The organism is Accumulibacter sp., assembly GCF_023806635.1.
Lineage (GTDB): Bacteria > Pseudomonadota > Gammaproteobacteria > Burkholderiales > Rhodocyclaceae > Accumulibacter.
Map to the genome: position 1 here is coordinate 12471 of NZ_JAMTDQ010000008.1, position 26345 is coordinate 38815.

A 26345-nucleotide genomic window follows, 5' to 3' on the forward strand; every position below is an offset into this window, starting at 1 on the left:
GAAAACAACCGATGGCAACGACTTACCGTACCTGCCCCGTCTCCGGGCTGCAGTTCGAGGACCAGGCCGAGAAGCTGATGCGCTGGAACGCCGTCGCCGGCGTCCTCGCACTGCTCGCCGGCGGCATCACCGCGCTGCTGGTGATCCTCACCCGCTGGCCAGCGATCAAGCTGCTGCCGGCCGACCAGTTCTACCTGATCCTCACCGCGCACGGCATCGACATGCTGATCCTGTGGATCATCTTCTTCGAAATGGCCGTGCTCTATTTCGCCTCGTCGACACTCCTGCGCTGCCGGCTGGCGGCACCGAAGGTCGCCTGGGCGGCGTTCTGGCTGATGGTCGTCGGCAGCATCATGACCAACGTCGCCATCTTCCAGGGCGAGTCGAGCGTGATGTTCACCTCCTACGTGCCGATGCAGGCAGCGCCGCATTTCTACCTCGGCATCATCCTGTTCGCGGTCGGCGCGCTGATCGGCTGCGGCATCTTCTTCGCCACGCTGGTGATCGCCAAGCGTGAGAAGACCTACAGCGGATCGATCCCGCTCGTCACCTTCGGCGCGCTGACGGCAGCGATCATCGCCACCTTCACGATCCTGGCCGGTGCCGGCATCCTGCTGCCGACCTTCCTCTGGTCGGTCGGCATCATCAAGGAGATCGACGCCCAGTTGTACCGCATGGTGTGGTGGGGACTCGGACACTCGTCGCAGCAGATCAACGTCTCGGCGCACGTCGCCATCTGGTACCTGATCGCCGCCGTCGTCTTCGGCGCCAAGCCGCTGTCCGAGAAAGTCTCGCGCTTCGCCTTCCTGCTCTACATCCTGTTCCTGCAACTCGCCAGTGCGCACCACCTGCTCTCCGACCCCGGCATGAGCGCCGAGTGGAAGGTGCTCAACACGTCGTACTTCATGTACTTCGCGGTGATGGCATCGATGATCCACGGCTTCACGGTTCCCGGCGCGATTGAGGCGGCACAGCGACGCAAGGGCTACACCAACGGGCTCTTCGAATGGCTGCGCAAGGCACCGTGGGGCAACCCGGTGTTCTCAGGCATGTTCATCTCGCTCGTCAGCTTCGGCTTCCTCGGCGGCATCTCCGGCGTCGTCCTCGGGACCGAGCAGATCAACATGCTGATGCACAACACCTTCTACGTTCCGGGCCACTTCCACACGACAGTCGTCACCGGCACGACGCTGGCCTTCATGGCCGTCACCTACCTGCTGGTGCCGGTGCTCTTCAAGCGCGAGATGATCCTGCCGAAGCTGTGCCAGATCCAGCCCTACCTGTTCGGCATCAGCATGTCGATCCTCGGCCTGGTGATGATGGGCGCCGGCACGCTCGGCGTCTCGCGCCGGCACTGGGACATGGCCTTCTCCGGGGCCCCGTTCCAGTATGAGTGGCCGGGTGCCGCCTACCTGATGATGGGCCTGACCGGAATCTTCGGCCTCATCGCCGTCATCGGCGGCGGTCTCTGGATCCTGCTGGTGGTCGGTTCGCTGCTCTTCGGCAAGAAACTCGACGGTGGCAAGGTCTCCGACAAGCCGACGCCGCTGCCGGCCAACACGCAGGCGGCTTCGGCCGTGTCGCACGGTCACGATCACGTCCCGGTTCCGGGCACCGTCGTCCTCGCACTCCTGCTCTTCGTCTGCTTCGTGCTGTACTATTTCGTGAACTGGAAGTACCTGTCGGAAGTCTGGCTGTTGAGCTGACCCGGCACTCGTCCCCGCGCCGCCGGCGCGGGGGCCTGCTTCAATCGGGCCTGGCCGACAGGCCGGATTGAAGCAGGCACGCATCCTTCGCCACCGCTTCATTCACCTGATCGCCACGCTATCGACGCCAATGCAATCGACACTCCCATCGAACAGCACTCCCGGCCTCCCCATCCGTGCCATTCTGGGCGTCTTCAAGCTGCGCATCGGCGTCGTCATCACCTTCACCGCACTGGCCGGCCTGGCCGTCAGCGCCGGTCCCTCGCTGACTCCACTGCAGTTGCTCGTCCTGGCCCTCTCGGTGCTGGTCTCGTCAGCCAGCGCCGGTGCCTTCAACCAGTATTACGAGCACGACAGCGATCACCTGATGGCGCGCACCAGCAAGCGCCCCTTCGTCACCGGCCAGCTCCGCCACGGTCCCGTCTGGCTGCTGCTGATCGCCGCGCTGATGACGCTCTCGGTCGGCGCCGCATGGATCGCGCTCAATGCCTGGTCGGCCCTGTTCGTCTTCCTCGGCGCCTTCTTCTACGCCATCGTCTATACCGTCTGGCTGAAGCGCCGCACCTGGCTGAACATCGTCTTCGGCGGACTAGCCGGCAGCTGGGCAGTCCTCGCTGGCGCCACGGCCGCCGATCCGCAGCTCGGCGCCGTGCCGCTGGCACTGGCTCTGGTCCTCTTCCTGTGGACGCCGCCGCACTTCTGGAGCCTGGCGATCGCTTTCCGTGACGACTACGCCGCCGCCGGCGTACCGATGCTGCCGGTGGTCGTCGGCGACCAGCGCGCCGCCAACACGATCTTCGCCAGCACCCTGGCGCTGGTCGCCGCCAGCCTGCTGCCGCTCGCCTTCGGCCTCGGCCCGATCTACTTCGCCGGCGCGGCGATCGGTGGCTTCCTGTTCATCCAGAAAGCCTGGCTGCTGACCCGGCAGCCCAATCGCAAGACGGCGATGGTCTGCTTCCACGCCTCACTGATGCAGTTGACCCTGGTCCTTTGCGCCGCCATCGTCGACACGCAGTTGCACTTCTGACCCGTGACGGACCACGTGCCGTGATTCGACAAAAGGTCCGGCCTCGCCCCCCGCCGACCGCCCGACTGCTGCGGCTCCGCGCAGCGCTGCTCGGCTTCCTCGCCACCTTGCTGGTGCTGGCTGCAAGCCCGCTGCGCGCCGATGAGGCGGCCAGCGACAAGCCCAGACTCACCGCCCGACCGCAGGGCGCCAGCGGCGGCCTGACGCTGACCACGCTCGACGAGAAGGCGGCGTTCGCGCTGTCGCAGGCCGCCGTCGGCAAGCAGGTCGTCGATTTCGTCCTCCTCGACCGCCAGGGACGACCGGTCGAACTGTCGCGTTATCGCGGCAAGCCGCTCGTCGTCACCTTCATCTACACCGCCTGCTTCCAGGTCTGCCCAACGATCACGCGCAACCTGCAGAAAGCCGTCGACACGACGGTCAGCGTCATGGGTGCCGATCGCTTCAACGTCATCAGCATCGGGTTCAACCAGCCCTTCGATTCGCCGGCTGCACTGGCGGACTTTGCCCGGCAGTATGGCATCCGCCTTCCGAACTGGGAGTTCCTCAGCCCGGCTGCGGCGATCGTCGGCGAACTGACGAGCAACTTCGGCTTCAGCTACGTCGCCACACCGGCCGGCTTCGACCACATCAACCAGGTGACGCTGGTGGATGCCGAAGGGCGGATCGTCCGCCAGGTCTACGGCGAGAAGTTCACCGCCGAAGACCTCGCCGAACCGCTCAAGCTGCTGATCACCGGCTCGGCGATCCCGCCCGAGGTCGGCACGCTGCGGGAGATCATGGAGCGTGTGCGCATCCTCTGCTCGATCTACGATCCCGTCACCGGCCGCTACCGCACCAACTACTCGCTCTACTTCCAGTTTGCCGGCTTCATCACCTTTGTCGGCTTCCTGATCTACCTGTCGATCAACTTCTGGAAGAACCGGCGCCGCGGTGAAGGTGAGGCGCACTGACGAGATGCAGCGCTTCACCATCTCGCTCGAGGCACCACTGGCGGAAGCGTTCGACGGACTGATCCGCAGCAAGGGCTACCGCTCGCGTTCGGAGGCGATCCGTGACCTGCTGCGGCAGCAACTCGGTACGCATCAGTTGCAGCATGACGAAGCACCATACTGCATCGCCACCCTTTCCTACATCTACAACCACCATCAGCGCGAACTGTCCGAGCGCCTGACTGCGTTGCAGCACCGCCACCACGACCTGACGCTGTCGACGATGCATGCCCACCTGGATCACGACAACTGCGTCGAAACGGTGTTCCTGCGGGGACCGACGAAGGCCGTGCGCGAGTTCGCCGACGCGCTGCTTGCCGAACGTGGTGTTCGCCACGGCCAGCTCAACCTGGTACCGGCAGAACTCGTCCAGGAGCCGCATCAGCACCAGTCAGCGACCGGCAGCGGCGCCATCCTGACGCACGTCCATAGCACGCCGAAGACCTGAACGGGGTCGCTGCCGCCAGGCGGCGGGCGATGGCGCCAGCGGGATGGCATGACGGCCGGCGGCTCACGGCCAGCCGCCGGTGATGCCGGCGGATTTGACCCGTGTCAATTCGCCGCACGAGGGCAATCAATATAATCAACGGCTAATAGTTACCGGCGGTACTCGTCCTGGTCCTCCCGTGAGTTTCCACAGCATTCTGCGCAAGGGCGCGAGCAGCGTCTTCCTGCGCATCGAAGAGGCTCTCGACGGTCCTTTCGGCGGCGCCGACAATCCGCTGCGCCATCTCGGCGCCCTCGGCCTCTACCTGCTTTGGATCATCGTCGGCAGCGGTCTCTATCTGTACACCGTGCTCGATACCGGCATCGACGCCGTCTATCGATCCATCGGCGATCTGTCACGCGAGCAGTGGTATTTTGGCGGCGTCCTGCGCAGCCTGCACCGCTATGCCTCAGACGGCTTCATGCTGGTGATGACGCTGCACCTGATGCGCGAATGGTGCTACGGGCGCTACCACGGCTTCCGCCTCTACTCGTGGATGACCGGTGTGCCGCTGCTCTGGCTGGCGTACGTCAGCGGCATCGGCGGTTACTGGATCGTCTGGGATCAGCTCGCGCAGGTCTCGGCCACCGCGACGGCCGAACTGCTCGACTGGCTGCCGATCTTCAGTGAGCCTTCGGCACGCAACTTCCTGACACCCGACTCGATCAGCGACCGTTTCTTCACCATGCTGGTATTCATCCATATCGGCGTGCCACTGCTGCTGATCCTCGGCCTCTGGGCGCACGTGCATCGCATCAGCCACGTCGACCACCTGCCAAGCAAGCGGGTGATGCTGGCGACGCTGCTGGCGCTGCTTCTCCTCTCGCTGGTGCAGCCGGCGCTCAGCAACCCGCCAGCCAACCTGGCGATGATTCCCGGCGCACTGGACTTCGACTGGTTCATCCTCTTCATCCATCCACTCACCGACCTCACGTCGCCAGCGCTCGTCTGGCTGCTCCTCCTCGCCGTCACGGCGCTGCTCTTCGCCCTCCCCTTGTTGCCCCACCCCGCACCGGAGCCGGTAGCACTCGTCGATCCGGCCAACTGCACCGGCTGCGATCGCTGCCTCGCCGACTGCCCCTACGCTGCGATCGCCATGCAACCGCACCCGTTGCGCCCGGGTTTCAAGCTCGCCGTCGTCGATGGCGACCTCTGCGCAGGCTGTGGCATCTGCGCCGGCTCGTGCCCGTCGTCTACCCCCTTCCGCCGCCGCGACAAACTGGTCACCGGCATCGACATGCCACAGCAACCGATCCATCTGCTGCGCGAGCAACTCGAGCAGGAGTTGGCGAGGCTCAGCGGCCCGCAGCGCGTCGTCGTCTTCGCCTGCGCCCGTGGCGCCGACGCCAGTGGGCTGGCGGCTACCGACACGGCGGTGATGCCGCTCCTGTGCACCGGCATGCTGCCACCATCCTTTGTCGAGTACGCGCTGCGCGGTGGCGCCGACGGCGTGCTGGTGAACACCTGCCGCCCGGGAGGCTGTGACTTCAGGCTCGGCGATCGCTGGACGCGCGAGCGCCTCGCTGGCGAGCGCGAACCGCACCTGCGGCAAACGGTCCCCGCCGCCCGACTGCAGCTTTGTGCCGCTGCCGCCGGCGATGAACCCGCGCTCAGCGCTGCCCTGAACGACCTCAGGGCACGCCTCGGGAACGAGGCGCTGGCCAGCGACAGACTTCCACCCTATCTGCGGAGAGTGTCCAACCATGCCTAAACCCACCGCCATCATCGGCCAGGTGATCCTCTACGGTGCATTTGCCGCCTTCATTGGCTACTTCGCCACCTCGCCGAAGTACCGACAGATTGCCGACGATGTCGCGCTGATCAAGCTGTCGATCAGCCACCTCGGCGACCGTGAATGCCGCAAGCGAACGCCCGAGGAACTGGCGAAGATGCCGCCCAACATGCGCGCGCCGATGGACTGCCCGCGTGAGCGCTCGGACATCCGGCTGGAAATGGACCTCGACGGGCAACCGGTCCTGCGGACGGTGATGCATCCGACCGGCCTCTACAAGGACGGCGTGTCGACGATCTACCGGCGCTTCGAGGTCAAGGCCGGCAGCCACCAGATCGCCGTGCGGATGAACGACAACCTCGTCAAGCCCGGCTTCAACTTCGTCAAGGAAGGGGAGATCAACCTTAGACCGGGCCAGGTGATGGTGATCGACTTCAACCCCGACAAGGGTGGCCTGTTCTTCCAGTGATCGCCGCGCGCGACGAACGGCCGTCTCCCGACGCCTCCCCAACCTCCTGAGCCGACATCGATCATGGTCAAGTTCCTGCAAGAAATCCTGCGCTGGCTGTTCATGCGCATCGAGAACGTCTTCAACGTCGCCTTCGGCGAAAAGCTGAACCCCTTCTACCACCTCGGAACGATCAGCTTCTGGCAGTTCTGGTTGCTGGTCATCTCGGGCCTGTACCTCTACATCTTCGCCGACACCGGCGTACACGACGCCTTCGAGTCGGTCGAGAGCATCACCCACGACCAGTGGTGGGCCGGCGGCATCCTGCGCAGCATCCACCGCTACGCCACCGACGGCATGATCCTGACGATGCTGCTGCACATGCTGCGGCACTTCGCCTACGACCGCTATCGCGGCTTCCGCTCGTTCTCGTGGCTCACCGGGGTCGCCCTGCTGTGGCTGATCTACATCGCCGGCGTCAATGGTTTCATGCTCGTCTGGGACAAGCTGGCGCAATTCGTCGTCATCGCCACGGCCGAGTGGTTCGACGTCCTGCCGATGTTCAACGGCACGCTGATCCGCAACTTCCTCTACGTCGAGAGCGTCAACAGCCGGCTGTTCACGCTGCTCGCCTTCATCCACATCGGCGCGCCGCTGATCGTCGCCTTCATCATGTGGGTGCATGTGCAGCGCGTGCCGCGCGCCCACATCAATCCGCCGCGGCCGATCGCCATCGCCGTGACGCTGATGTTCCTGGTGCTGTCACTGGTCAAGCCGATCCTCAGCCAGGGCGGCGAAGCCGACATGTCGGTGGTGCCGACCAACATCGACTTCGACTGGTTCGAGCTGCCGGTTCTGGCGCTGGTCTACGTGACCAACCCGCTGCATCTCTGGTACTGGGTCCTCGGCCTCACGGCCCTCCTCTTCCTGGTGCCCTGGTTGCCGCCGAAGAAGCGCGGGTCGGCGCAGGCGCTGACCTCGATCACCTTCCATCCCGACCGGCGTGCGGTCAGCGCGCGCTTCGACGAGACGCTGCTCGACGCCGGCCTGCGCCAGGACATCGACCTGCCCTACGAGTGCCGCAACGGCGGTTGCGGCGTCTGCAAGTGTACCGTCCTGAACGGCCGGGTCGATCCCGGCCTCTACCAGCCGAGCGCGCTATCGACGGCGGAGCTGGCACAGGGCAAGGTCCTGATGTGCTGCGCCACGGCGCTCGAGGACGCCGAGATCGAGTACCAGGCGAGCGCGGCGCCGAAAGCCTTCCGCGAATACACCGCGAAGGTCGTGCACATGCACCGGCTGACCGACGACGTCATGCAGGTGCTGCTGCGCTTGCCCGACGGCGAGCGGATCAGTTTCAAGGCCGGCCAGTACGTGAACATCATTCTCGACGATGGCCAGCGGCGCGCCTTCTCCTTCGCCAACCCGCCGCACCAGCCCGACTTCGTCGAACTGCAGATCCGCCTGATGCCCGGCGGCCGTTTCACGACGCACGTCTTCGAAGCGATGAAGGAAGGCGACGAGCTCCGCTTCGAGGGACCGATCGGCGATTTCACGCTGCGCGAGTCGGAGCGGCCGATCGTCTTCGTCGCCGGCGCCACGGGTTTCGCGCCGGTCAAGAGCATGGTCGAGGATGCCTTCAAACGCGGCCTGAAACGCGAGATCCATCTCTACTGGGGGGTGAAGACCCTCAAGGACCTCTACCTGCCCGAGCTGCCGGCCCGCTGGGCACGCGAGCACAGCAACTTCCACTTCATCCCGGTGCTTTCCGAGCCGGCTCCGGAAGACCAGTGGAGTGGCCGCACCGGCCTGGTCCACGAGGCGATCCTCGCCGACTTCCCCGAACTAAAGCAGCACGAAATCTATGCCTGCGGCTCGGTGCGCATGGTCGAGGCGATCTTCCCCTTCCTGAAGCAGCATGGCGCCGAGGACGGCGCCTGTTTCTCGGATGCCTTCAGCGTCTCGGCACGATCGATGGCCTTCCAGCCGCGGCAGTAGCGAGAAGCCGCCACCTCGCCGGCTGGGCTGGTGCCCTGCTGGCGGCGGTGAGCGGAGCATCGGCGAACCGTCACCAGGACGACCTGGACAACTGAAACAGGAACCCGGGCCGATCCTGGCACAAGGACGCAGCCAGCGCGGGCCGCCTCGTCCGCCCGTCACTCGCCCGCTTGCGGCTCATGGCGCGGCAAGCCTCCTGGCGCGATTCCCGCCGTCGCATCGAGGCCGGCGTTTCGGTCTCCTCCACCTGCCGGCGCGACGCGTCGAAAAGCGGTACCAAGCACCATTTCGTGCAGGATGCCGTCACCGCGCCGTACAATGGCGGGAAAGATTCCAACGACAGGGAGGCCTATCCATGAAAACAGCGAATCTCGTCCGGCAAGGCAGCCGCCTACCGCTTGCCGCACTGCTCGTCGTCCTTTTTCCGTTGGCAGGCCACGCTGCCGACCGCAGTGGCAAGGAGGTGGTCGATACGGTCTGCATCGCCTGCCATGGAACCGGCAAGGATGGCGCCCCGCGAATCGACGACCGGGCGGAATGGGCCAAACGGGCTGCCAAGGGGTTGGACAAGCTCAATGAGAACGCCATTACCGGGGTGCGCAAAATGCCCGCCCATGGCGGCCAGGCGGCTCTTACCGACCTCGAGATGACGCGCGGCGTCGCCTACCTGGTCAGCGGCGGCGCGGCGGCCGATCCCCAGAAGCCTTATACGCCTGCCCGAATCCGCAGCGGCGAGCAGGTGGTCAGGGAACGCTGTCAGGAATGCCACGCCGACGGCAGGAACGGCGCGCCGAGGATCGGTGATATCGACGCCTGGAAGCCCCGCCTGCAGAAAGGTGTCGCCCCTCTGGTCAACTCAGCCATCGGTGGCCACAAGGGCATGCCGGCCCGGGGCGGCATGGCGAGCCTGAGCGACGCCGAAATCCGTGCTGCCGTGAACTACATGGTCGGCCAGACCGCAGGCGCCGCTGTCAAACACCACTGAGAGCAGGAAACGACGGGCCAGGCGGCGAGGCACCTTCGAGCAACGGCATCCTCTGCCCATCGCCGCACGGTCGGCCGCAACCGCCACCTTGCGGCGGGCTCATTCCCGCGTCAGCCGCAACAGGATCGGCTCCAGCGTCGCCTCGTCGAGCCGCCCGAGGCGGCTGCCCGCGAGCCGCCCGGCGCGGTCGATGACCACCGTGGTGGGCAGTCCGCGCACCTGCAGGGCGGGCGTCTGGCTGCCGGCCGCGTCGCCGACCAGCAGCGGGTAGGCCACCGGCGTCCGGCGGACGAAGGCCTGCATCTTCTCCGCGTCGTCGATGCCGATGCCGACGAACTGCACGCCGCGCGCTGCGTACTTCTCCTGCAGCCGCGAGAAGGCCGGCATTTCCTCGATGCACGGCGCGCACCAGCTGGCCCAGTAATTGACCACCAGCACCTTGCCGCGCCACTGTGCCATCGCCTGCGGCTTGCCGACGAGATCGGGCAGCGTCAACGCCATGATCGCGTCGGCCATCGCCTGCCCCTGCTCCGGCGGCATCGTCGCCGCCGCGATCAGTCCCGGCGGCAGCGCGCCCGGCACCTCTGCCGGCCGCAGCAGACGATGACCGAGCCAGCCGATCGTCGCCAGCGTCGCCACGCCGGCGGCAAGCGCGAGCGCGAGTGCAATCTGCCGTCTCATCGCCGCTTGCCGCCAGACATCGCCTTCAGGCAGACGAGGACGAACATCAGCCCGCCGATGACGGCAATCAATCCGCCGAGCCCCATCATCCCCATGCCGATCTTCTGCGGCAGCGTCGTCAGGAACTGGTCGGCGCCGGCAACCTTGCGCTGCACGCCATAGCCGCCCGACCACGCGAGCCCGAGGACGTGGATCAACTGCCCGGCGCCATAAACATAGGGCTGCCAGACGGCCATCGCTCCCTCGGCACGCGCGAAGCCGAGCAGCGGCAGCAGGACATAGGCAAGCCCCATGAAAGCCAGCGTCACACCGACCGTCGATCCGTGATAATGCGCCGGGATGACGACATTGACGCCGTGGATCGCGTAGCCAAGCGCGCCACCAAGAGCGAACAGGACGAAAGAGGAAACCAAGGCCGACTTCGCCGGGTCGGCTGCCGCGCCGCGCACGCGCCAAAGCGCCAGCACGCCGACGAGCAGCAGCGGCAGCATGTACGGATGGCCCCAGATCATCAGCTTGGCGAACAACTCGACATGCGGCAGTGAGCCGACCGGCACCAGCAGGTAGATGGCGACCACGGCGAGCAGCGGCAGCGCCGCGACGACGAACATCAGCGACTGCGCACGCGGCGCGACCGGCGCCGGCGTGCCGAGCGCAGCGGCGATCCACAACCAGGCAACGATCATCAATAGCGAATGCTGGAACTGCAGCGTATGTCCGCCACCCCAGAAGATCACCTCGTAGTAGATCTGCCCCTCGACCCACGGCACCAGCCACCACGAGACGAAGAACGCCGCCAGCGAGAGCAGCGCCGCCAGCGCGCCCAGGAAGGAGCCGAGACGCAGCGGGTCGACGAGGAACGGCCGCGGCCAGGATGTGAGCAGCGCACGCACGACGGCCAGCGTCGTCCCGGCGCCGAAAATCCACAGCGAGGCAAAGAACAGCGGCTGCTCGAGCACCGGGATGTAGTTGTTGAGAACCGGTTGCGCGCCGGGAAAGAAGGGCGACACCGTCATCAGCGCGGTGCCCAGCGCCGCCAGCGCGAAACCGCTCCAGCCGAGCCACGCCAGCCCCGGCCGACCGAGCGCCGACCAGATGACGACGGCGAAAGCCATGAACCAGACGGCCACCGACAGATCGACGTGCACCACCAGCGCGGCGCGAAAGAGGTCCTTGAGCGGGAAGACATCCTGGATCCCCGGCGTCCGCGAGAGCACCAGCAGCACCGCCAGCAGGCCGGATCCGATCAGCGCCATCACCCCGAGCCACAGCCAGGCACGCGCCAGTGCCACCGGTGTGCCGGCGACGGGCAGCGGCACGGCAACCGTCGCTGCGGGAACTGCCACCCCATGTTGATCCATCACTGTCTCGGCCGGGAAAAGGCGCAGAGTATACGGTGCGCAGGCCACCATCGCCAAGCCACGGCCGGCAGGTCCGGCAGGTCCGCGGTCACCCGAAAGGCCACGGCAGCGCCGGCGCTGCCCTCTCGTCCGTGAACGCTCTCGCACCCGGCGGCAACCGCTGCCGCCGAGGCATGCCCGGACGTGCACCGGTTTGCCGTCGCGCCCGCTTCGAGAATTATGTCCTTTCGGCTGGCAACGCGATCGCGACAATCGCATTGTCGCGGTGGGGTCGCGCCGGCAGCCGCGAACGCCGCACTGCCCGTGTTCCGACGTTCCCCGACGCGTTCCTCCTGCAAGCGAAAGTCCGATCATGAAAAGCCTGAGCCTCCTCTTCATCGCCGCCTTCGTCGCGGTCTTCACCACCGTCGCCGGTCGCCTGCCGGCACTCGACGAGGCCTACTTCCCGCTGGTTGTCGTCAAGTCGGCGATCGTTGCCGGCGTACCGGCGCTCCTCGTCTGGAGCCTCATCAACCTGCTCGCCACCTTCCGCTCGCGCACCTTCTGACCCTCGGCAGGCAGCGCCCGGCGCACGCGCTTTGCCCTGCCTTCGTCGGCCTGTGGTGCGGCGGTCAGCTCGATCCAGAGTGGCGCGCGCCAGCCGCTGAAGCGCTTGTCTGCGCCTTGCGGAAAAGCGGCATGCAGGACGTCGTCGACCGCAATCGCCGGCCTGGTCGGGCGAACCCCATTGCATCAGCCGGGTCCGCACACGCGTGGCGTCCGCGACGCGCTGGCGCAGACGCTTCGCGACGCGATCGTCGTCGCTGAAGACAAGGTAGAAGCCGAAGCCCTCCTGCCATTCGATGTGCAGCTTGACAACCAGAGGCGATCCGGGCGGTGAGCCATTGCAGCGGGCGGGCGGCTTCGTCGAGCGCCTGGCTGACCGACTGGGCGTCGGGATCGTCGATCGGGAGGGTGCTCCTGCTGAGCACCGCCTTGCGGGCGCCGATGCGCAGCAGGTTCAAGAAGCGACGCACGTTGCCGCCGGAGAGCCAAGCCAACTGCTCCATGACCTTGTCCGTCAGGATCTGCCGCCAGTCCGCATGGCGGTGGTCGACGGACAGGATGCGATCAAGACCGTCCGGGCTCGTCCGGGCTCGGCCCGGGCTTGACCCGCGGCGCGGGACGCTTACAATCCCAGTGAGTACCGGCGTCCAGGCGCTTCAGTCCAACGCGGTGTGTCTGCCGCGGATGCGCGAGCGGCAGGGCCGGACGCCCGTGGCACGGCAGAGGAACGCTGTTCGTCAAGCGGTACGATCGCCAACCGAGGAGAACCCATGCTCATCGACGGTAGTTGTCATTGCGGGAACATCGCCTTCAGGCTGGACTGGGGTGGCAACCCGGGCGAGATTCCTGCTCGCGCCTGCGACTGCAGCTTCTGCGTCAAGCACGGTGGTGTCTGGACATCCAGTCCGGGCGGGAGCCTGGAGGTGACCGTTCGCGACGCCAGGTATCACCAGCAGTACGAGTTCGGAACGAAGACAGCCAGGTTTCATGTCTGCGCGCGCTGCGGTGTCGTACCGCTCGCGACATCGGAGATCGACGGTGCAACTCATGCGGTGGTGAGTGTCAATGCGATGAACGGAGTGGATCCAGCCCTGTTCCGGCGCGTCGGTACCAGCTTCGGCAGCGAGAACGTTGCCGGACGCCTGGCACGACGGTCGCGCAGCTGGACGCCACGTGTGCGCTTCACGAATGCCGCCTGACCGGCGCCTCGCGCGCAACGCTGGAGGTCTCGGGCGGATCCCGGTGAGGAGGGATTGATGCGGACCGATGCGGATCCATCATCCCCACTCGTATCCACTGCGACGATACCCTGGTCGTCGCTTACGACAACATGGGCTTTCCGCTCGGATCGGCGCGCCTGTGGTGGGCCCTGTCCTACTACGGCCATGATCGAGCGTGTGTCCTCGATGGGGGTTTGCGTCAGTGGCAGGCCGAGCAACGCGCCATGTCCACCGACATTCCGCTCGTCGAACCCGCAACCTTCACGCCACACGTTCGCCCGGAATGGCTGGCATCGAAGGAAGACGTGGTCGCTGCGATCGGGCAATCCGGAACCGTCATCGTCGACTGCCTGACTCCCGAACTGTACCGCGGCAGTGGCGAGCGCCACTTGTGGGGACAACGAGCGGGCCACATCCCCGGCGCGCGAAACGTTCCGTACCTGGCCAACATCGACCCCACGCTCGCCAGAGTCACTGCCGCGGAGCGCGAGCGTTTGCTCGCCAGCGGCCGCTCCCTGACTTTCGCCGCACGAGATACCCTGGCTGACCTGTATCGCGATGCCGGCGTGACGCCGGACCGCGAGGTCATCACCTATTGCGGTCGCGGTCATGCCGGAGCCTGCGGGCTCCTCGCGCTGAAGCTGCTCGGCTACGAACGTGCGCGTCTCTACGACGGTTGCTGGTCGGAGTGGAGCGCCGATCCGCAGCTGCCGGTCGAGGTCGGCCCCCTGTAGGGTGACGCGGCCAAAGCTTCCCGGGTCGCTGACGACCTCTTGCCGCCAGGTCGGGCCGGCCGCTTCCGCCGGGCTTCGCCCGGGGCCGCCATGGGCATCACCGGGCGGGTCAGAGCCCTGCCGCCGTGGACCGCCGCCCTGGCGATCAGGACCAGCGTCCGCGCAACGGAGCGATTCCCGCCCGCCGTGTCGATCGCGCGCTCGCCGTCGATGACGACGCGCGGCGCGGCCTTGCGCGCGGCGTCGCGGTGCGTGCCATCGGCAGCGCACGGGCCTTCCGGGCGAGCAGGCGGAAGGCCGCGTGCAGCAGTGCGCCGGCAATGGGTGTACACTCGACGTGTCCGGCAGCCGGGGCCGCGGCACCCGCCCGCGGTCCGATGCCAAGGAGGACAGCATGCGCAGCAAGATCGTCACCGCCGACGAAGCGATCGCCCTGATCCGCGACGGCGACACCCTGGCCAGTACCGGCTTCGTCCAGACCGGCTTCGCCGAAGCCCTGCTGTCGGCGCTCGAACGCCGTTTCCTCGCCAGCGGCAGCCCGAAGAACCTGACGCTTTTCGCCGCCGCCGGCCAGGGTGATGGCCAGACGCTCGGGCTCAACCACCTCGGCCACGAGGGACTGCTGCGGCGCGTCGTTGCCGGCCACTGGGGGCGCATGCCGAAAGTCGCTCGGCTCGCGCTCGACAACCGCATCCAGGCCTACAACCTGCCGCAGGGAATCATCTGCCAGCTCTTCCGCGATCTCGCCGCCGGCAAGCCCGGATCGTTCTCCAAGGTCGGCCTGCACACCTTCGTCGATCCGCGTTACGGCGGCGGCCGGATCAATGACGCCACGACGCGCGACATCGTCAAGCTGGTCGAGGTCGACGACGAGGAATGGCTGTTCTACAAGGTGGGCAGGGTCAACGTCGCCTTCGTCCGTGGCACCACTGCCGACACCTTCGGCAACATCACCATGGAGCGAGAGGCGCTCACGCTCAACAACCTGGCGATGGCGATGGCGGCCAAGAACAGCAACGGCATCGTCATCGCGCAGGTCGAACGGATCGCCGAACGCAACGGCCTGCCGCCGCGCCAGGTCAAGATCCCCGGCATCCTCGTCGACTGCGTCGTCATCGCCGAACCGGCGCAGCACATGCAGACCCTGGCGACGCCGTACAGCGCCGCCTACGCCGGCGAGTTCCGCGTGCCGGCGGCGAGCATCGTCTCCACCCCGCTGACCGAGCGCAAGATCATTGCCCGCCGCGCCGCCTTCGAGCTGCCGCCGAACGGCATCATCAACCTCGGCGTCGGCATGCCGGAGGGCGTCGCCGCGATCGCCAACGAGGAGCGCATCGCCCACCTGCTGACGCTGACCGTCGAATCCGGACTGATCGGCGGCATCCCGTCGAGCGGCGGCAACTTCGGTACCGGCGTGAACATGGATGCGGTGATCGACGAGAACCAGCAGTTCGACTTCTACGACGGCGGCGGCCTCGACATGGCCTGCCTCGGCATGGCCGAGTGCGACGCCGCCGGCAACGTCGACGTCAGCCGCTACGGCGGCCGCCTGACCGGCGCCGGCGGCTTCATCAACATCAGCCAGAACGCCCGCCTCGTCGTCTTCGTCGGCACCTTCACCGGCAAGGGCCTCAAGGTCGATGTCGTCGACGGCAGGCTGCGCATCCTGCAGGAGGGCCAACAGCGCAAGTTCGTGCGGCAGGTCGAGCAGATCACCTTCAACGGCCAGTACGCCTACGATCGCGGCAAACCCGTCTACTACGTCACCGAACGCTGCGTCTTCCGGCGCGTGCGGCGCGGACTGGCGCTGATCGAGGTCGCTCCCGGCATCGACGTCGGGCGCGACATCCTGCCGCACATGGACTTCGAACCGATCATCGGCGACTACGCCGAGATGGACGCGCGCATCTTCAACAACAACCCGATGGGCCTCGAGGCCGAACTGCTCAACCTGTCGATGCCCGAGCGCGTCACCTACGACGCCGAGCGCAACATCCTCTTCCTCAACTTCGAGGGCATGTACGTGCGCGTCCTCGAGGACGTGCAGGCAATCTGGGACATCTGCGAACTGCGCTGCCGGGCCGCCGGCAAGCGCGTCGGCGTCATCATCAACTACGACCGCTTCCGCATCAACCAGGACATGTACGACGCCTACGCCGAAATGGACCGCTACTTCCTCGCCAACTACTTCAGCCAGATCACCCGCTACGCCACCAGCGCCTTCCTGCGCGCCAAGCTCGGCGAGGCCTTCTCGGCGCGCAGCATCGCCCCGCACGTCTTCGAGCGCCGCGAGGAAGCACAGGCCTACCTCGCCGGGCGCGGCGGCGAGAACGGGCGCGGCGGCTGAGGCCACTGGCCGTCGGCCGCGCCAGCCAACGGCCAGCGTTGCCACCGCGAACAGCCGCGGCAGCGATCACTGATCGGCACGACCGGCACGGCGCTCGTCAGTACCGCATCTGAGCCACCCGGCGGGCACCGCAAGCTTGCCGTTACCCGGCTCGTCGGCAACAATGACGACAATTCGCGGCATACCAACGCGGAGCCCACAAGAATGAGCAACGTCAGCGAACCTCCAGGCGATTACCCCCGCCGCGTCCTCCTTGCCGTCACCGGCCTGTCGCCGCAGATCGTCACCGAGACCCTGTATGCACTGACCGTCGGCGCGGAAGGAACACCTTTCGTCCCGACCGAGATTCACCTCATCACCACCCGCAGCGGCGCGGAGAAAGCGCGCTTGGCGCTGCTCTCGGATGACCCCGGCTGGTTCCATCAGCTCTGCCACGATTACGAACTGCCGCCGATCCGCTTCGCCGCCGACACCGTCCATGTCCTCCGGGACGGCGATGGCGGTGCCCTCGAGGACATCCGGTCGCCCGACGACAATCGCCACGCCGCCGACGGCATCACCGAACTCGTTCGCGCCTTCACCGCCGACCCGGACTGCGCGCTGCACGTATCGATCGCCGGCGGGCGGAAGACGATGGGCTTCTTCCTCGGCTACGCGCTGTCACTCTACGGCCGGCCGCAGGACAGGCTGTCACACGTCCTCGTCTCCGAGCCCTTCGAATCGAGCGGCGGCTTCTACTACCCGACGCCCTTCAGCCGCGTCCTCGAACTGCCTGGCGGCCGTCTCGTCGACACCGCGAAGGCGCTGATCACCCTTGCCGAGCTGCCCTTCGTGAGCCTGCGGCACGGCTTGCCGGAAGCGCTGCTGACCGGTCACGCCAGCTACAACCAGACGGTCGAGGCCGCCCGGCAGGCGCTGGCGCCACCCGAACTGAAACTCGACCTCGCTTCGCGCCGCGTGCGCGCCGCCGGCAAGGTCTTCGCCGTCCCGCGGGCCGAACTGGCGCTGCTCAGCGTCTTTGCACGGCGTGTGCTGCACGGCGAGGAACCCCTGCAAGCACCACCGAAGGAAGCGCCGAGCAGCGAATGGAAGCAGCGCTACCTGGTCGAACTGCGCTGGATCGACGGCCTTGTGGGCGAGCGCGACGATACCCAGCGAGCCCTGAAGAACGGCATGGATGGCGGCTACTTCTCGACCCATCTGTCGAAGCTTCGCCGGCTCCTGCAGCGTGAACTCGCCGCCGCCGCAGCGCCTTACCTGATCAGCGACGGTGGCAGCCGGCCACGCCGCTACCGGCTCGACCTGCCGCAGTCGGCGATATCCTATGTTGCCGTCGATGCCGTGGCGCCGCACGGGCAACCCTTGCCGACCGTTCCCGAACACCTGCCACCGCTCCAGGAGACACACCGATGACCACCCTCATCAGCTTTCTCGGCAAGGGCCGCCTCGACCCGCAGACCGGCTACCGCAGCGCAACCTACCGCTTCGCTGACGGGTCCGCGCGTACCGCGGCCTTCTTCGGCCTCGCGCTCAGAGAGCACCTCCGGCCGGCGCGTCTCGTCCTCGTCGGCACAGCCGGCAGCATGTGGGACGTCTTCTTCGAGCGTCAGGGCTTCGACGACGAAGCGGTACTGCACCTCATCGAAGCCACCGCGGCGGGCACCGTCGACCAAGGGCTTCTCGAACTGCCACGCCGGCATCTCGAACAGCGCCTGGGCATCCCGGTAGACTGCCTGCTGATCCCCTATGCCCGCGACGCTGCCGAACAGTCCGAAATCCTGCACGCACTGGCAGGCAGCGTCCAGCCTGGCGAGCGGCTGAGCCTAGACGTCACGCACGGCTTCCGTCACCTGCCGATGCTCGCCCTGGTCGCCGCGCGCTACCTGCAGCGCGTCGTCGGCGTCAAGGTCGAGGAACTGTATTACGGGGCCCTCGAAATGACGACCGGTGAAGGAGAGACGCCGGTCCTGCGCCTCGGCGGCTTGCTGGCGATGCTCGACTGGGTCGAGGCACTGGCGACCTACGAGAAGGATGGCGACTACGGCGTCTTCGCACCGCTCCTTGCCGCAGACGGGATGAGCCAGGGACAGGCCGACCTGCTGGCGCGTGCCGCCTACTTCGAGCGAACGAGCAACCCGGTACGCGCCCGTGAGACGCTGACCAGCGTCTTCGCCGCTGTGGAAGCCCACCGCGGCCCGCTGGCCCGTCTTTTCGGCGACACGCTCACGAAGCGGATCGACTGGTTTCGCCGCGGCCGGCGCGAAGACTGGGAACTCGCGCTCGCCGACGCCTACCGCGAGCGGCGCGATTACCTGCGTGCCGCCACCTTCACCTACGAAGCCATCGTCACCCGGGCGTGCAACGAACACAGCTTCGACGCAAACGACTTCGACCGCCGCAGCGAAGCCTACCAGCAGGCGCGTAAGACGATGCCAGCCGCGCGGCGGCTCGAGTACCTGCGCAATGCGCTGGCGCATGGTGTCCGGCCACGCGCCGAAGAAGACATGCGCACCCTCGACGACGAAAAGTGCCTGCGCTCGAAGCTGGGCGCACTGCGCAACGAACTCTTCAAACCCTGAGCAGAGAAGACAGGATGACGCTCCTCGAACAATCCGCCCGCATCGCGCTGGCTGCCCTCCTGCACGACGTCGGCAAGCTCGCCGAACGCGCCGGCATCGAGCACCATGGCCGCCTCGATGCCCACCGCACGCTGTACTGCCCCTGGCAGCAGGAGACGGGAAATCCTCGCCATGGCTACCACAGCCATGTCCATGCCGCCTTCACCGCACTCGCCTGGGACGAACTCGAAGCGACCGGCCATTTCCCGGATCTGCGACGCGACGCGCCACCGTTTGCCACCGCCGCCGACGGGCACGCGACCGACTCCGCCGTCAACGCCGCCAGTGCGCACCACCGCCCGGAAAGCTTCCTGCAATGGATCGTCGCCACCGCCGACCGCGTCGCGTCCGGCTTCGAGCGCGACGAGTTCGAGCGCCAGTACAACCGCAACAGGGAGCGCGACAACCATTACCGCGCGCGCCTGCTGACCCTGTTCGAGCAGATCGGCCGCGGCCGGGTCGCCGAAGGCGAACTCGACTCGCGCTACCCGCTGCAACCGCTCGCGCCGGCGAGCATCTTTCCGCAACCCGCCAGCGCGTGCACGCCGCGCGACGACGCCAGCGCGCGCAGCGAATACCTGGCCCTGTGGCAGGCACTGCTTGCCGGCCTGCGGCTGATTCCGCGCGCGCACCTCGCGTCGCTGCCGCTCTGGCTCGACCACTTCGACAGCCTGTGGCTGACGACGACGCACGCCATCCCGTCGGCAACGGCCTTTGGTGTCAAGCCCGAGGTCTCCCTCTACGATCACAGCAAGGCGACCGCCGCCCTCGCGACGGCACTGTGGCGCTGGCACCGCGACGAAGACCGGTGCGATCCGCGCACCCTGCGTGAAGGCTGGTCCGACGAGAAGTTCCTGCTCGTTCAGGGCGACGTCTTCGGCATCCAGGACTTCATCTTCGCCGCCGGCGGCGCCACCCAGAAACACGCGCACAAGCTGCTGCGCGGTCGCTCCTTCCAGGTCTCGCTGTTCGCCGAATGCGCCGCGCTGAAGATCCTCGACGCCCTCGAACTGCCGCCGACCTCGCAGATCATCAACGCCGCCGGCAAGTTCCTGATCGTCGCAGCCAACACTCCCGGCACGCACGCCGCCCTCGCCCGCTGCCGGCAGCAGCTCGACGACTGGTGCCTGCGGCACACCTGCGCCGAGATCGGCGTCGGCCTGGTGAGCACGCCGGCGTCGTGCAACGATTTTGCCGCCGGCCGTTTCGGCGCGCTGACACGGCGACTGTTCGCAGCCCTCGATACCGCCAAGCACCAGCGCTTCGACCTTTGCGCCGAGAACACCAGTTGCGCCTTCGACGGCTTTCTCGACCGCTTCGACAACACCCTCGGTGTCTGCGCCATCAACGGCCGCCACCCTGCCGATCGCGAAGCATCGGCGCGACGGGGCTATTCGCTGTCGCGGCTGGCCGACGACCAGATCCGCATCGGCGAGGAACTCACCCGGCACGCCCGCCTGCTCGTCGCGCGCGACGCCGGCACGCTGCCGGTCCTCGGTCTCGACTACTTCGGCTACCACCTGGCGATCGTCCCCGGCGCCGAGGAATCGGGCAGTTATGGCGAACTGGCACGCAACGGCAGCGTTCTGCGCATCTGGGATTTCGATGCGCCGGAGGCAGACGGCACGATCTGGCGCGGTCATGCCCGCCGATTCCTCAACAGCTACGTCCCGCGCTTCGATGCCGGCGACCTGCGCACACCGGACCGCTACGGCCGCTGGCAGGGCGAAGCGGAAGCGCCTGCCATCGCGGCAGTCAAGACGCTCAACCTGATCGCCTGCGAGGATCGCCAGCAAGATGGCGGCGGGGGCTGGCAGGGAGAGATTGCCCTGATGGTCCTCAAGGGCGACATCGACAACCTCGGCAGCCTGTTCCAGCAGGGTCTGGAGCGACCGACCTTCGCCAAGATGGCTTCGCTGTCGCGTCAGGTCAACGGCTTCTTTTCGCTCTGGCTACCCTGGTTCTGCGAGCACGGGCTCGACGGGCGGCAGGTCGCCCGCTACCGCAACACCTACACGGTCTTCGCCGGCGGCGACGACTTCTTCCTGATCGGGCCCTGGGAATCGACACTCGCGCTGGCGACGGAACTGCGCGGAAAATTCTCGGCCTACGTCGGCAATCCCGCCATCAGCTTCTCGGCCGGGCTCTGCATGGCGCACCCGAAGACGCCGGTACGGCAGCTCGCGCGCAGCGCCGAAGCAGCGCTCGCAGCAGCCAAGGAGCATCCCGGCAAGAACGCCGCAACCCTCTGGCAACACACGGTCGGCTGGGCCGACTGGCAGAGCCTGATGGGGCCGCGCCGGCGCGCGCTCGAAGCGCTGATGGAGCGTACCGGAAACCACGGCGCCGCCTTTTCCGGCGGCCTCACCTACACCCTGCTGCAGCTCTCGGACCGCGCCGGCAGCCGGCATCCCGAGGATGCCATCTGGCGCTCGCAACTGCACTACCAGCTGGCACGCTTCTTCCGTGATCGCGTCCGGGGCGACGAAGCCGCCCGCGCATGCCGGGAGCGCCTGCTGCTCGACGCCATAGGGGAAATCGGCAGCGCACTCGGCAGCCACGGCGGCGCCTACCGCCTGCCGCTCTCGGTCCTGCTCTACCGCCAGCGCCAATAGGCGCCACGCCAACCGCGCAAGCTTGCCGAAGCAGACAACGCAGCCCTTTTCGCGCACCATACGCCCAGGAGATCCATTGATGATGAACTTGAACGAAATCGACCTCGCCACCTGCCCGCCGGACGCCGAACTGTTCAACATGCGGGCGGAAGCGGTCGCCAACCGTCTCAACCAGGCCGCCGGCCAAGCCAACAGACCGACCCAGATCCGGCGTTTCTACGACGAACTGGTCGGCTGGCAGGAGCGGATCGACGGCGACGAGGAGAAATTCGCGCAGCACCTCGCCTTCATCAGGATGCTCAACGCCAAGGTCGCTTACGCCCAAGGCCGCCAACTCGTCGATGAGGAGTTCGTCGGCTGGTTCCGCCGCTGCGTCGCGACCACCACCAACGCCCGGGCGCTGCACCACTTCCGGTTGCACTTCGAAGCCGTTCTCGGCTTCCTCAAGGCGCTGCGCCCCTGACCGACAAAGGAGACCCCACGATGCAGCTCACGCAGATCAGGCAGTTGACAGCCACACTCGTGCTCCGCACGGGTCTGCACATTGGCGCCGGTGATGGCGAAATGCGGATCGGCGGCACCGACAACCCGGTGGTCAGGAACGCCCTCGACGGCCAGCCCTACATCCCCGGTTCGTCGATCAAGGGCAAGATCCGCTCGCTGCTCGAGTGGCAGCTCGGTCTCGTCAGCCCGGCCAATGGGCACCCCTTCTCGTTCCAGCATCTGGCCAGGGCCGACCGTCCGGAGGCGCGCGATCTGCTGCGCCTGTTCGGCGGCGCGCCGGGCGGCCACGTCGACAACCTGGTCAGCGAGATCGGGCCGACGCGTGCCGCGTTCTGGGACTGCGCCCTGAACGCCGCATGGCTCGACCGGGCGCGAGCGCGCAACCTGCTGAGCACCGAGGCGAAAAGCGAGAACTCGATCAACCGCATCGCCGGCGTTGCGGAAAACCCCCGCTTCACCGAGCGCGTGATCGCCGGCGCCGAGTTCGATTTCCGCCTGTCACTGAAAGTGATCGACGGCGAGAATCTGCTGCCGCTCCTTCTGCGTGGCCTCAGGCTGCTCGTGCTGGACAGCCTCGGCGGCTCCGGCTCACGCGGCTACGGCAAGGTGGCGCTGGCGGGTCTGGCTGTGGACGGTCATTCGATGCAGGCCGAGTTCGACGCCATCCAGCCCTTCCCGCAGGGCGCCTGAGCGATGCCGCACTCGCTCCACCGCGCCACCCTGGCGCTGCACACCCCGCTGGGTACGCCGCTCGCCGGTGACACGCTGTTCGGCCAGATGTGCTGGACGCTGCGCGAGGCGGCCGGCGAAGCCGAACTCCGCCGGCGGCTCGACGGCTACACCCGGGGCTTCCCCTGGCTGGTCGTCTCCGACGGGTTTCCGTGCGGCTTCCTGCCCCGGCCGACGCTGCCCCAGCACTTCGCGCCGCAGATCGACGACCCGCGGCAACGCAAGGCGGCGAAGCGGCAACGCTGGCTGCGCGCCGATGACACCGGCAGGCCGCTGGCGAAGCAGCTCGCTGCCGCGGTCGACGACGAACAGGCCTACGGGCGGTCGCCAAGAGACGAGAACCGCAGCCACAACACCATCGATCGCCGCACCGGCAGCACGGGCGAAGGCGCCTTCGCCCCCTACACGATGGCGCAGTCGCGGCACGCGGCCGGACAGCGCATCGACCTCTACCTCGTCCTCGATGACGACCGCCTGCCCGCAGCCGAAGCCGGCCGCCTACTGGCAGCGCTCGGCAGTATGGGCTTCGGCCGTGACGCCAGCGTCGGCCTCGGCAAGTTCACCGTCGAGAGCATCGCCCGCGCCGCCTTCGCCGAGCCGACCCGGGCCGGCGCCTACTGGACCCTCGCTCCCTGCGCGCCACAAGGACAGGGCTTTCGGGGCAGCGACAGCTACTGGCGCGTCCTCACCCGCTTTGGCCGTCACGGCAACACCCTCGCACTGGCCCGCAACCCGTTCAAGACCCCCCTGCTGCTGGCCGCGTCCGGTGCGGTACTGACACCGGCTGGCCCGTTCGAGCGGCGGCCCTTCGTCGGGCAGGGCCTCGGCGGCGACGGCAGCCTGTCGAAGGCAGAGCCCGCCACGGTCCATCAAGGCTACGCCCCGGTCGCAGCCATCGACCTGGAGACCGCAACATGAGCCCGCAGCGCAGCACCATCCGGCCGCTCGCCATCTCGACGCTGTCGCCGATCCACGTCGGCTGTGGCGAGGTCTATGAGCCGAGCAGCTTCGTCATCCATGAGGGGCTGCTGCACACCCTCGACCCAACCGACCTGGTGGCGGCACTGACCGACAGCGAGCGCCAGCGTCTGGCCGCACTGGCCGGGCAGCGCGAGCCGATCGGCGCCATGCAGCGCTTCTTCCGCGATGCGGCGGCGCGCCTTGCGGGACTCGCACGGCATCAGGTGGCCATCGTCCCGGCCCTCGAACAGGAGTACCGCGACAAGGCGGGGCGTCCGACACAGCGGGGACGCGACGGGGAAGCCACCTACAACCTCTTCCCGATCGCGCGAACCGCTTTCCGGCCGCTCGACAACAGTCCCTACCTGCCGGCCACCTCGCTCAAGGGCAGCATCCGCACCGCCTGCCTCAACCGAATCAATGGCGGGCGCGATGCGAGCGCCGCCGAGAAGGCCGGAAAGCCGCCGAACGCGCGCGGCATGGAGCAACGCCTCCTGGGCTATCGGAGAAACCAGTTCCAGAACGATCCCTTCCGCCTGCTGGCGCTCGCCGACGCCCACCCCGAGGACGATTGCACACCGCCGCCGACACGCGTCCTGTACGCCATCAGCAAGAAGAAGCGCGAGCCACGGGCGGGAGAGCGTTCCCCACCCGAGTTGCAGGTCTTCCTCGAGACGATTCCCGATGCGCTGCCGGCCGCCTTCTGCGGCGAAGTCCGCTTCGGCCCGGGCAGCACGATCCTGTGGAACGATCTGTGCGACGCCTGCAACGACTTCTATCGACCGCAGCTCGAAGCCGAACTCGGCCATCCCGTTCTTGGCCGGCAGCTCGACAGCGGCTGGCTCAAGCTGATGCGGCAGCTTCTCGACGAAGAGCTGGCCGGGCTGATCGAAGCACGCCAGGGCTTCCTGCTGCGCGTCGGCCGCCACTCCGGAGCCGAATCGGTCACCCTCGACGGCATGCGCTCGATCAAGATCCTCGGTCCGCGCATCAGCGGCAAGCAGACTTCCGATTTCCGGCCGCTGCCGACGGAAAAGCGTTATGCCCGCCCCGGCGGGGCTGCCGACAGAGAACTCCTGCCTTTCGGCTGGCTCTGGATCGATGGCAGCGACGATCGCCACCGCCACCTGGCCGATGCCCTGCGCCAGAAACTCGCGCAACGCAGCCGCCCGTTGTGCGAAGCACACCGGGATCGTCTGTCGCGCCTGGAAGCCATGCTTGCGGAGCGGGCCCGGGCCGAAGCCGCCGCCAGCGAAAGAAGACATGCCGACGATGCCGCCGCGCGTGCCGCAGCCGAAGCAAGGCAGAGGCGCGAGCGCGAACTCGCCGCCATGGGCCCGAACTGCCGCCGCGTCCAGCAGTTCCGCGATGACTTCGCCGCCCGTGCCGGGCAACTGAGGGGCAACAAGGAAAACCCGAACGGCAGGTTCCACGGCGAGGCCAGGGCGCTGGCACGCGACGCCGCCGAGTGGCCTTCCGACGAGCGCCTTGCCGCTGCCGACGCCATCGAGGAATGGCTGCCGAAGGTGGTCCGGATTGACCTCAGGGAAGAGCGGAAGAAGCTGCGGCTAGCCGCGCTGCGCAACGGATGAATGCCATGGACCGCTTTCCCGTCGCCCGTTACCGTTTCGAGTTCCACACCGTGCGGCCGATCCGCCTGCCGGACTATGCCGGCTCGATGTTGCGCGGCGCCTTCGGCCATGCCCTGCGACAGGTCGCCTGCATGACGCGCGCGAAGGAGTGCAGCGGCTGCCCACTGACCGGAGGATGCCCTTATCCGGCGATCTTTGCGCCCGTGCCGCCAGCGACCCACGCCCTGCAGGCGTTCAGCCAGATCCCCGTGCCGCAGGTGATCGAGCCCCCCGCCCGGGGCGCACGGCTGCTGCCGCCCGGCGAAACGTTCAGCTTCCACCAGGTGCTGATCGGCCGGGCGCTGCGGGAACTGCCGCTGATCATCCTGGCCTGGCAACGTGCGCTCGCTCGCGGTGTCGGCGGCGGCGACGGAACCGCCGAACTGATGCGTGTCGTTCACTGCGATGAAGGCGGTGACAGCGAAGTCTACCGCCCCGAGGTCGGCGCGGTAGCCGTACACGCAGCGGCGGTTCCCCTGCGCGCCGCTGGAGACTCCGAACTCAGCGACGTCACACTCCATCTGCTGACGCCCCTGCGGCTGCAACACAACGGCCGTGCCCTGCCCCCAGACCGTCTGCAGCCGCGAACCTTGCTGCTGGCACTCGCCCGACGGGCAAACCTGCTCGCCGAGTTTCACGCCGACGGCCCCTTGATCGACGACTTTGCCGCACTGTCCGACGCCGCAGAGCGAGTCCGCGACGAGCGCGATCTCTCCTGGCTGGACTGGAAGCGATACTCCTCGCGCCAGCAGTGCGAAATGCGCCTCGGTGGAGTGGTCGGATCCTGGCGGCTGCGGGGACCCCTCGCCTCCTTCGCACCCCTGCTTCGCCTGGGACAATGGCTACACGTCGGCAAGGAGACCACTTTCGGCCTGGGTCGATACACACTACTGCCCTCCCTGGGCCGAGACATCTCCACCGCCGTCGGCGACTCCTGCGAACGGACGCTCCAACTCCTTGAAAGGAATGATGTAAACTGACCACCGGGGTCAGTAGCCAGCCCTGAAATCAAAGGGATTAAGAC

At 67.3% G+C, this 26345-nt stretch carries 23 protein-coding genes; 21 read left to right on the forward strand and 2 right to left on the reverse strand.

The genetic code is table 11. The features are described from left to right. The first annotated feature begins 11 nt into the window (after nt 1–11). From NFW30_RS01950 to NFW30_RS01985, 8 genes are all read left to right on the forward strand, one after another. Nucleotides 12–1706: a cbb3-type cytochrome c oxidase subunit I gene (locus NFW30_RS01950; protein ID WP_295350637.1), complete on the forward strand. Its 1695-nt coding sequence runs from the start codon at nt 12–14 to the stop codon at nt 1704–1706. 67 nt (nt 1707–1773) lie between these two features. Next, on the forward strand, nt 1774–2733 hold the full coding sequence (gene cyoE / locus NFW30_RS01955) for a heme o synthase (protein ID WP_295371721.1): 960 nt from the start codon (nt 1774–1776) through the stop codon (nt 2731–2733). A 20-nt stretch (nt 2734–2753) separates the two neighbouring features. Then, on the forward strand, nt 2754–3686 hold the full coding sequence (locus NFW30_RS01960) for an SCO family protein (protein ID WP_295350642.1): 933 nt from the start codon (nt 2754–2756) through the stop codon (nt 3684–3686). A 4-nt stretch (nt 3687–3690) separates the two neighbouring features. Beyond that, the gene (gene nikR / locus NFW30_RS01965; RefSeq protein WP_295350644.1) at nt 3691–4173 is read left to right on the forward strand and encodes a nickel-responsive transcriptional regulator NikR; all 483 of its coding nucleotides are present in this window, start codon (nt 3691–3693) and stop codon (nt 4171–4173) included. A 178-nt stretch (nt 4174–4351) separates the two neighbouring features. Further along, nucleotides 4352–5923, forward strand: a complete 1572-nt coding sequence (locus tag NFW30_RS01970; RefSeq protein ID WP_295350647.1) for a cytochrome b N-terminal domain-containing protein — start codon at nt 4352–4354, stop codon at nt 5921–5923. Continuing rightward, nucleotides 5916–6413, forward strand: a complete 498-nt coding sequence (locus tag NFW30_RS01975) for a hypothetical protein (RefSeq protein ID WP_295350650.1) — start codon at nt 5916–5918, stop codon at nt 6411–6413. Before NFW30_RS01970 ends, NFW30_RS01975 begins: the two co-directional genes overlap by 8 nt. 63 nt (nt 6414–6476) lie before the next feature. Then, entirely contained in the window at nt 6477–8390 is a 1914-nt protein-coding gene (locus tag NFW30_RS01980; RefSeq protein WP_295350652.1) for a 2Fe-2S iron-sulfur cluster-binding protein, read from the forward strand. 355 nt (nt 8391–8745) lie between these two features. Continuing rightward, entirely contained in the window at nt 8746–9375 is a 630-nt protein-coding gene (locus tag NFW30_RS01985) for a c-type cytochrome (protein WP_295350655.1), read from the forward strand. A gap of 99 nt (nt 9376–9474) precedes the next feature. Here the strand turns inward: NFW30_RS01985 and NFW30_RS01990 are convergent, their stop codons facing one another. Both NFW30_RS01990 and NFW30_RS01995 read right to left on the reverse strand, forming a co-directional pair. Beyond that, nucleotides 9475–10056: a TlpA disulfide reductase family protein gene (locus NFW30_RS01990; RefSeq protein ID WP_295350658.1), complete on the reverse strand. Its 582-nt coding sequence runs from the start codon at nt 10054–10056 to the stop codon at nt 9475–9477. Further along, complete coding sequence (locus NFW30_RS01995; RefSeq protein WP_295350662.1) at nt 10053–11417, reverse strand: cbb3-type cytochrome c oxidase subunit I; 1365 nt, start codon at nt 11415–11417, stop codon at nt 10053–10055. The genes NFW30_RS01990 and NFW30_RS01995 overlap by 4 nt, the downstream gene beginning before the upstream one ends. A gap of 352 nt (nt 11418–11769) precedes the next feature. Here NFW30_RS01995 and NFW30_RS02000 point away from each other — a divergent pair, with 352 nt between their 5' ends. The 13 genes from NFW30_RS02000 to cas6 all read left to right on the forward strand — a co-directional run bounded on the left by NFW30_RS02000 (nt 11770) and on the right by cas6 (nt 26301). Further along, nucleotides 11770–11964 (forward strand): hypothetical protein, encoded by a 195-nt coding sequence (locus tag NFW30_RS02000; protein WP_295350664.1) that lies wholly within the window; start codon nt 11770–11772, stop codon nt 11962–11964. A gap of 337 nt (nt 11965–12301) precedes the next feature. Beyond that, nucleotides 12302–12568, forward strand: coding sequence for a hypothetical protein (locus NFW30_RS02005; RefSeq protein WP_295350667.1), 267 nt, complete (start codon nt 12302–12304; stop codon nt 12566–12568). Nucleotides 12569–12733: 165 nt separating this feature from the next. Then, complete coding sequence (locus NFW30_RS02010) at nt 12734–13162, forward strand: hypothetical protein (protein ID WP_295350670.1); 429 nt, start codon at nt 12734–12736, stop codon at nt 13160–13162. A 131-nt stretch (nt 13163–13293) separates the two neighbouring features. Next, complete coding sequence (locus NFW30_RS02015) at nt 13294–13917, forward strand: rhodanese-like domain-containing protein (RefSeq protein WP_363322052.1); 624 nt, start codon at nt 13294–13296, stop codon at nt 13915–13917. Between the two features lie 394 nt (nt 13918–14311). Further along, nucleotides 14312–16264, forward strand: coding sequence for a malonate decarboxylase subunit alpha (locus NFW30_RS02020; protein WP_295350673.1), 1953 nt, complete (start codon nt 14312–14314; stop codon nt 16262–16264). 204 nt (nt 16265–16468) lie between these two features. After that, the gene (csm6, locus tag NFW30_RS02025; protein WP_295350676.1) at nt 16469–17677 is read left to right on the forward strand and encodes a CRISPR-associated ring nuclease Csm6; all 1209 of its coding nucleotides are present in this window, start codon (nt 16469–16471) and stop codon (nt 17675–17677) included. Then, nucleotides 17674–18843: a TIGR02221 family CRISPR-associated protein gene (csx2, locus tag NFW30_RS02030; protein ID WP_295350679.1), complete on the forward strand. Its 1170-nt coding sequence runs from the start codon at nt 17674–17676 to the stop codon at nt 18841–18843. The genes csm6 and csx2 overlap by 4 nt, the downstream gene beginning before the upstream one ends. 14 nt (nt 18844–18857) lie before the next feature. Next, nucleotides 18858–21497 (forward strand): type III-A CRISPR-associated protein Cas10/Csm1, encoded by a 2640-nt coding sequence (gene cas10, locus NFW30_RS02035; protein WP_295350682.1) that lies wholly within the window; start codon nt 18858–18860, stop codon nt 21495–21497. Between the two features lie 79 nt (nt 21498–21576). After that, nucleotides 21577–21960, forward strand: a complete 384-nt coding sequence (csm2, locus tag NFW30_RS02040) for a type III-A CRISPR-associated protein Csm2 (RefSeq protein WP_295350685.1) — start codon at nt 21577–21579, stop codon at nt 21958–21960. A 20-nt stretch (nt 21961–21980) separates the two neighbouring features. Next, nucleotides 21981–22691, forward strand: a complete 711-nt coding sequence (csm3, locus tag NFW30_RS02045) for a type III-A CRISPR-associated RAMP protein Csm3 (protein ID WP_295350687.1) — start codon at nt 21981–21983, stop codon at nt 22689–22691. A gap of 3 nt (nt 22692–22694) precedes the next feature. Further along, complete coding sequence (locus NFW30_RS02050) at nt 22695–23648, forward strand: RAMP superfamily CRISPR-associated protein (protein WP_295350690.1); 954 nt, start codon at nt 22695–22697, stop codon at nt 23646–23648. Beyond that, nucleotides 23645–25282, forward strand: coding sequence for an RAMP superfamily CRISPR-associated protein (locus NFW30_RS02055; RefSeq protein ID WP_295350692.1), 1638 nt, complete (start codon nt 23645–23647; stop codon nt 25280–25282). The genes NFW30_RS02050 and NFW30_RS02055 overlap by 4 nt, the downstream gene beginning before the upstream one ends. 5 nt (nt 25283–25287) lie before the next feature. Then, nucleotides 25288–26301, forward strand: a complete 1014-nt coding sequence (gene cas6, locus NFW30_RS02060; protein WP_295350695.1) for a CRISPR system precrRNA processing endoribonuclease RAMP protein Cas6 — start codon at nt 25288–25290, stop codon at nt 26299–26301. Nucleotides 26302–26345 lie beyond the last annotated feature (44 nt).

Excerpts from the sequence above, each read along its gene's own strand:
- NFW30_RS01950 (WP_295350637.1), top strand. The coding sequence starts at position 12 with ATGGCAACGACTTACCGTACCTGCCCCGTCTCCGGGCTGCAGTTCGAG.
- nikR (WP_295350644.1), top strand. The coding sequence starts at position 3,691 with ATGCAGCGCTTCACCATCTCGCTCGAGGCACCACTGGCGGAAGCGTTC.
- NFW30_RS01975 (WP_295350650.1), top strand. The coding sequence starts at position 5,916 with ATGCCTAAACCCACCGCCATCATCGGCCAGGTGATCCTCTACGGTGCA.
- NFW30_RS01980 (WP_295350652.1), top strand. The coding sequence starts at position 6,477 with ATGGTCAAGTTCCTGCAAGAAATCCTGCGCTGGCTGTTCATGCGCATC.
- NFW30_RS01985 (WP_295350655.1), top strand. The coding sequence starts at position 8,746 with ATGAAAACAGCGAATCTCGTCCGGCAAGGCAGCCGCCTACCGCTTGCC.
- NFW30_RS01990 (WP_295350658.1), bottom strand. The coding sequence starts at position 10,056 with ATGAGACGGCAGATTGCACTCGCGCTCGCGCTTGCCGCCGGCGTGGCG.
- NFW30_RS01995 (WP_295350662.1), bottom strand. The coding sequence starts at position 11,417 with ATGGATCAACATGGGGTGGCAGTTCCCGCAGCGACGGTTGCCGTGCCG.
- NFW30_RS02000 (WP_295350664.1), top strand. The coding sequence starts at position 11,770 with ATGAAAAGCCTGAGCCTCCTCTTCATCGCCGCCTTCGTCGCGGTCTTC.
- NFW30_RS02010 (WP_295350670.1), top strand. The coding sequence starts at position 12,734 with ATGCTCATCGACGGTAGTTGTCATTGCGGGAACATCGCCTTCAGGCTG.
- NFW30_RS02015 (WP_363322052.1), top strand. The coding sequence starts at position 13,294 with ATGGGCTTTCCGCTCGGATCGGCGCGCCTGTGGTGGGCCCTGTCCTAC.
- NFW30_RS02020 (WP_295350673.1), top strand. The coding sequence starts at position 14,312 with ATGCGCAGCAAGATCGTCACCGCCGACGAAGCGATCGCCCTGATCCGC.
- csm6 (WP_295350676.1), top strand. The coding sequence starts at position 16,469 with ATGAGCAACGTCAGCGAACCTCCAGGCGATTACCCCCGCCGCGTCCTC.
- csx2 (WP_295350679.1), top strand. The coding sequence starts at position 17,674 with ATGACCACCCTCATCAGCTTTCTCGGCAAGGGCCGCCTCGACCCGCAG.
- cas10 (WP_295350682.1), top strand. The coding sequence starts at position 18,858 with ATGACGCTCCTCGAACAATCCGCCCGCATCGCGCTGGCTGCCCTCCTG.
- csm2 (WP_295350685.1), top strand. The coding sequence starts at position 21,577 with ATGATGAACTTGAACGAAATCGACCTCGCCACCTGCCCGCCGGACGCC.
- csm3 (WP_295350687.1), top strand. The coding sequence starts at position 21,981 with ATGCAGCTCACGCAGATCAGGCAGTTGACAGCCACACTCGTGCTCCGC.
- NFW30_RS02050 (WP_295350690.1), top strand. The coding sequence starts at position 22,695 with ATGCCGCACTCGCTCCACCGCGCCACCCTGGCGCTGCACACCCCGCTG.
- NFW30_RS02055 (WP_295350692.1), top strand. The coding sequence starts at position 23,645 with ATGAGCCCGCAGCGCAGCACCATCCGGCCGCTCGCCATCTCGACGCTG.
- cas6 (WP_295350695.1), top strand. The coding sequence starts at position 25,288 with ATGGACCGCTTTCCCGTCGCCCGTTACCGTTTCGAGTTCCACACCGTG.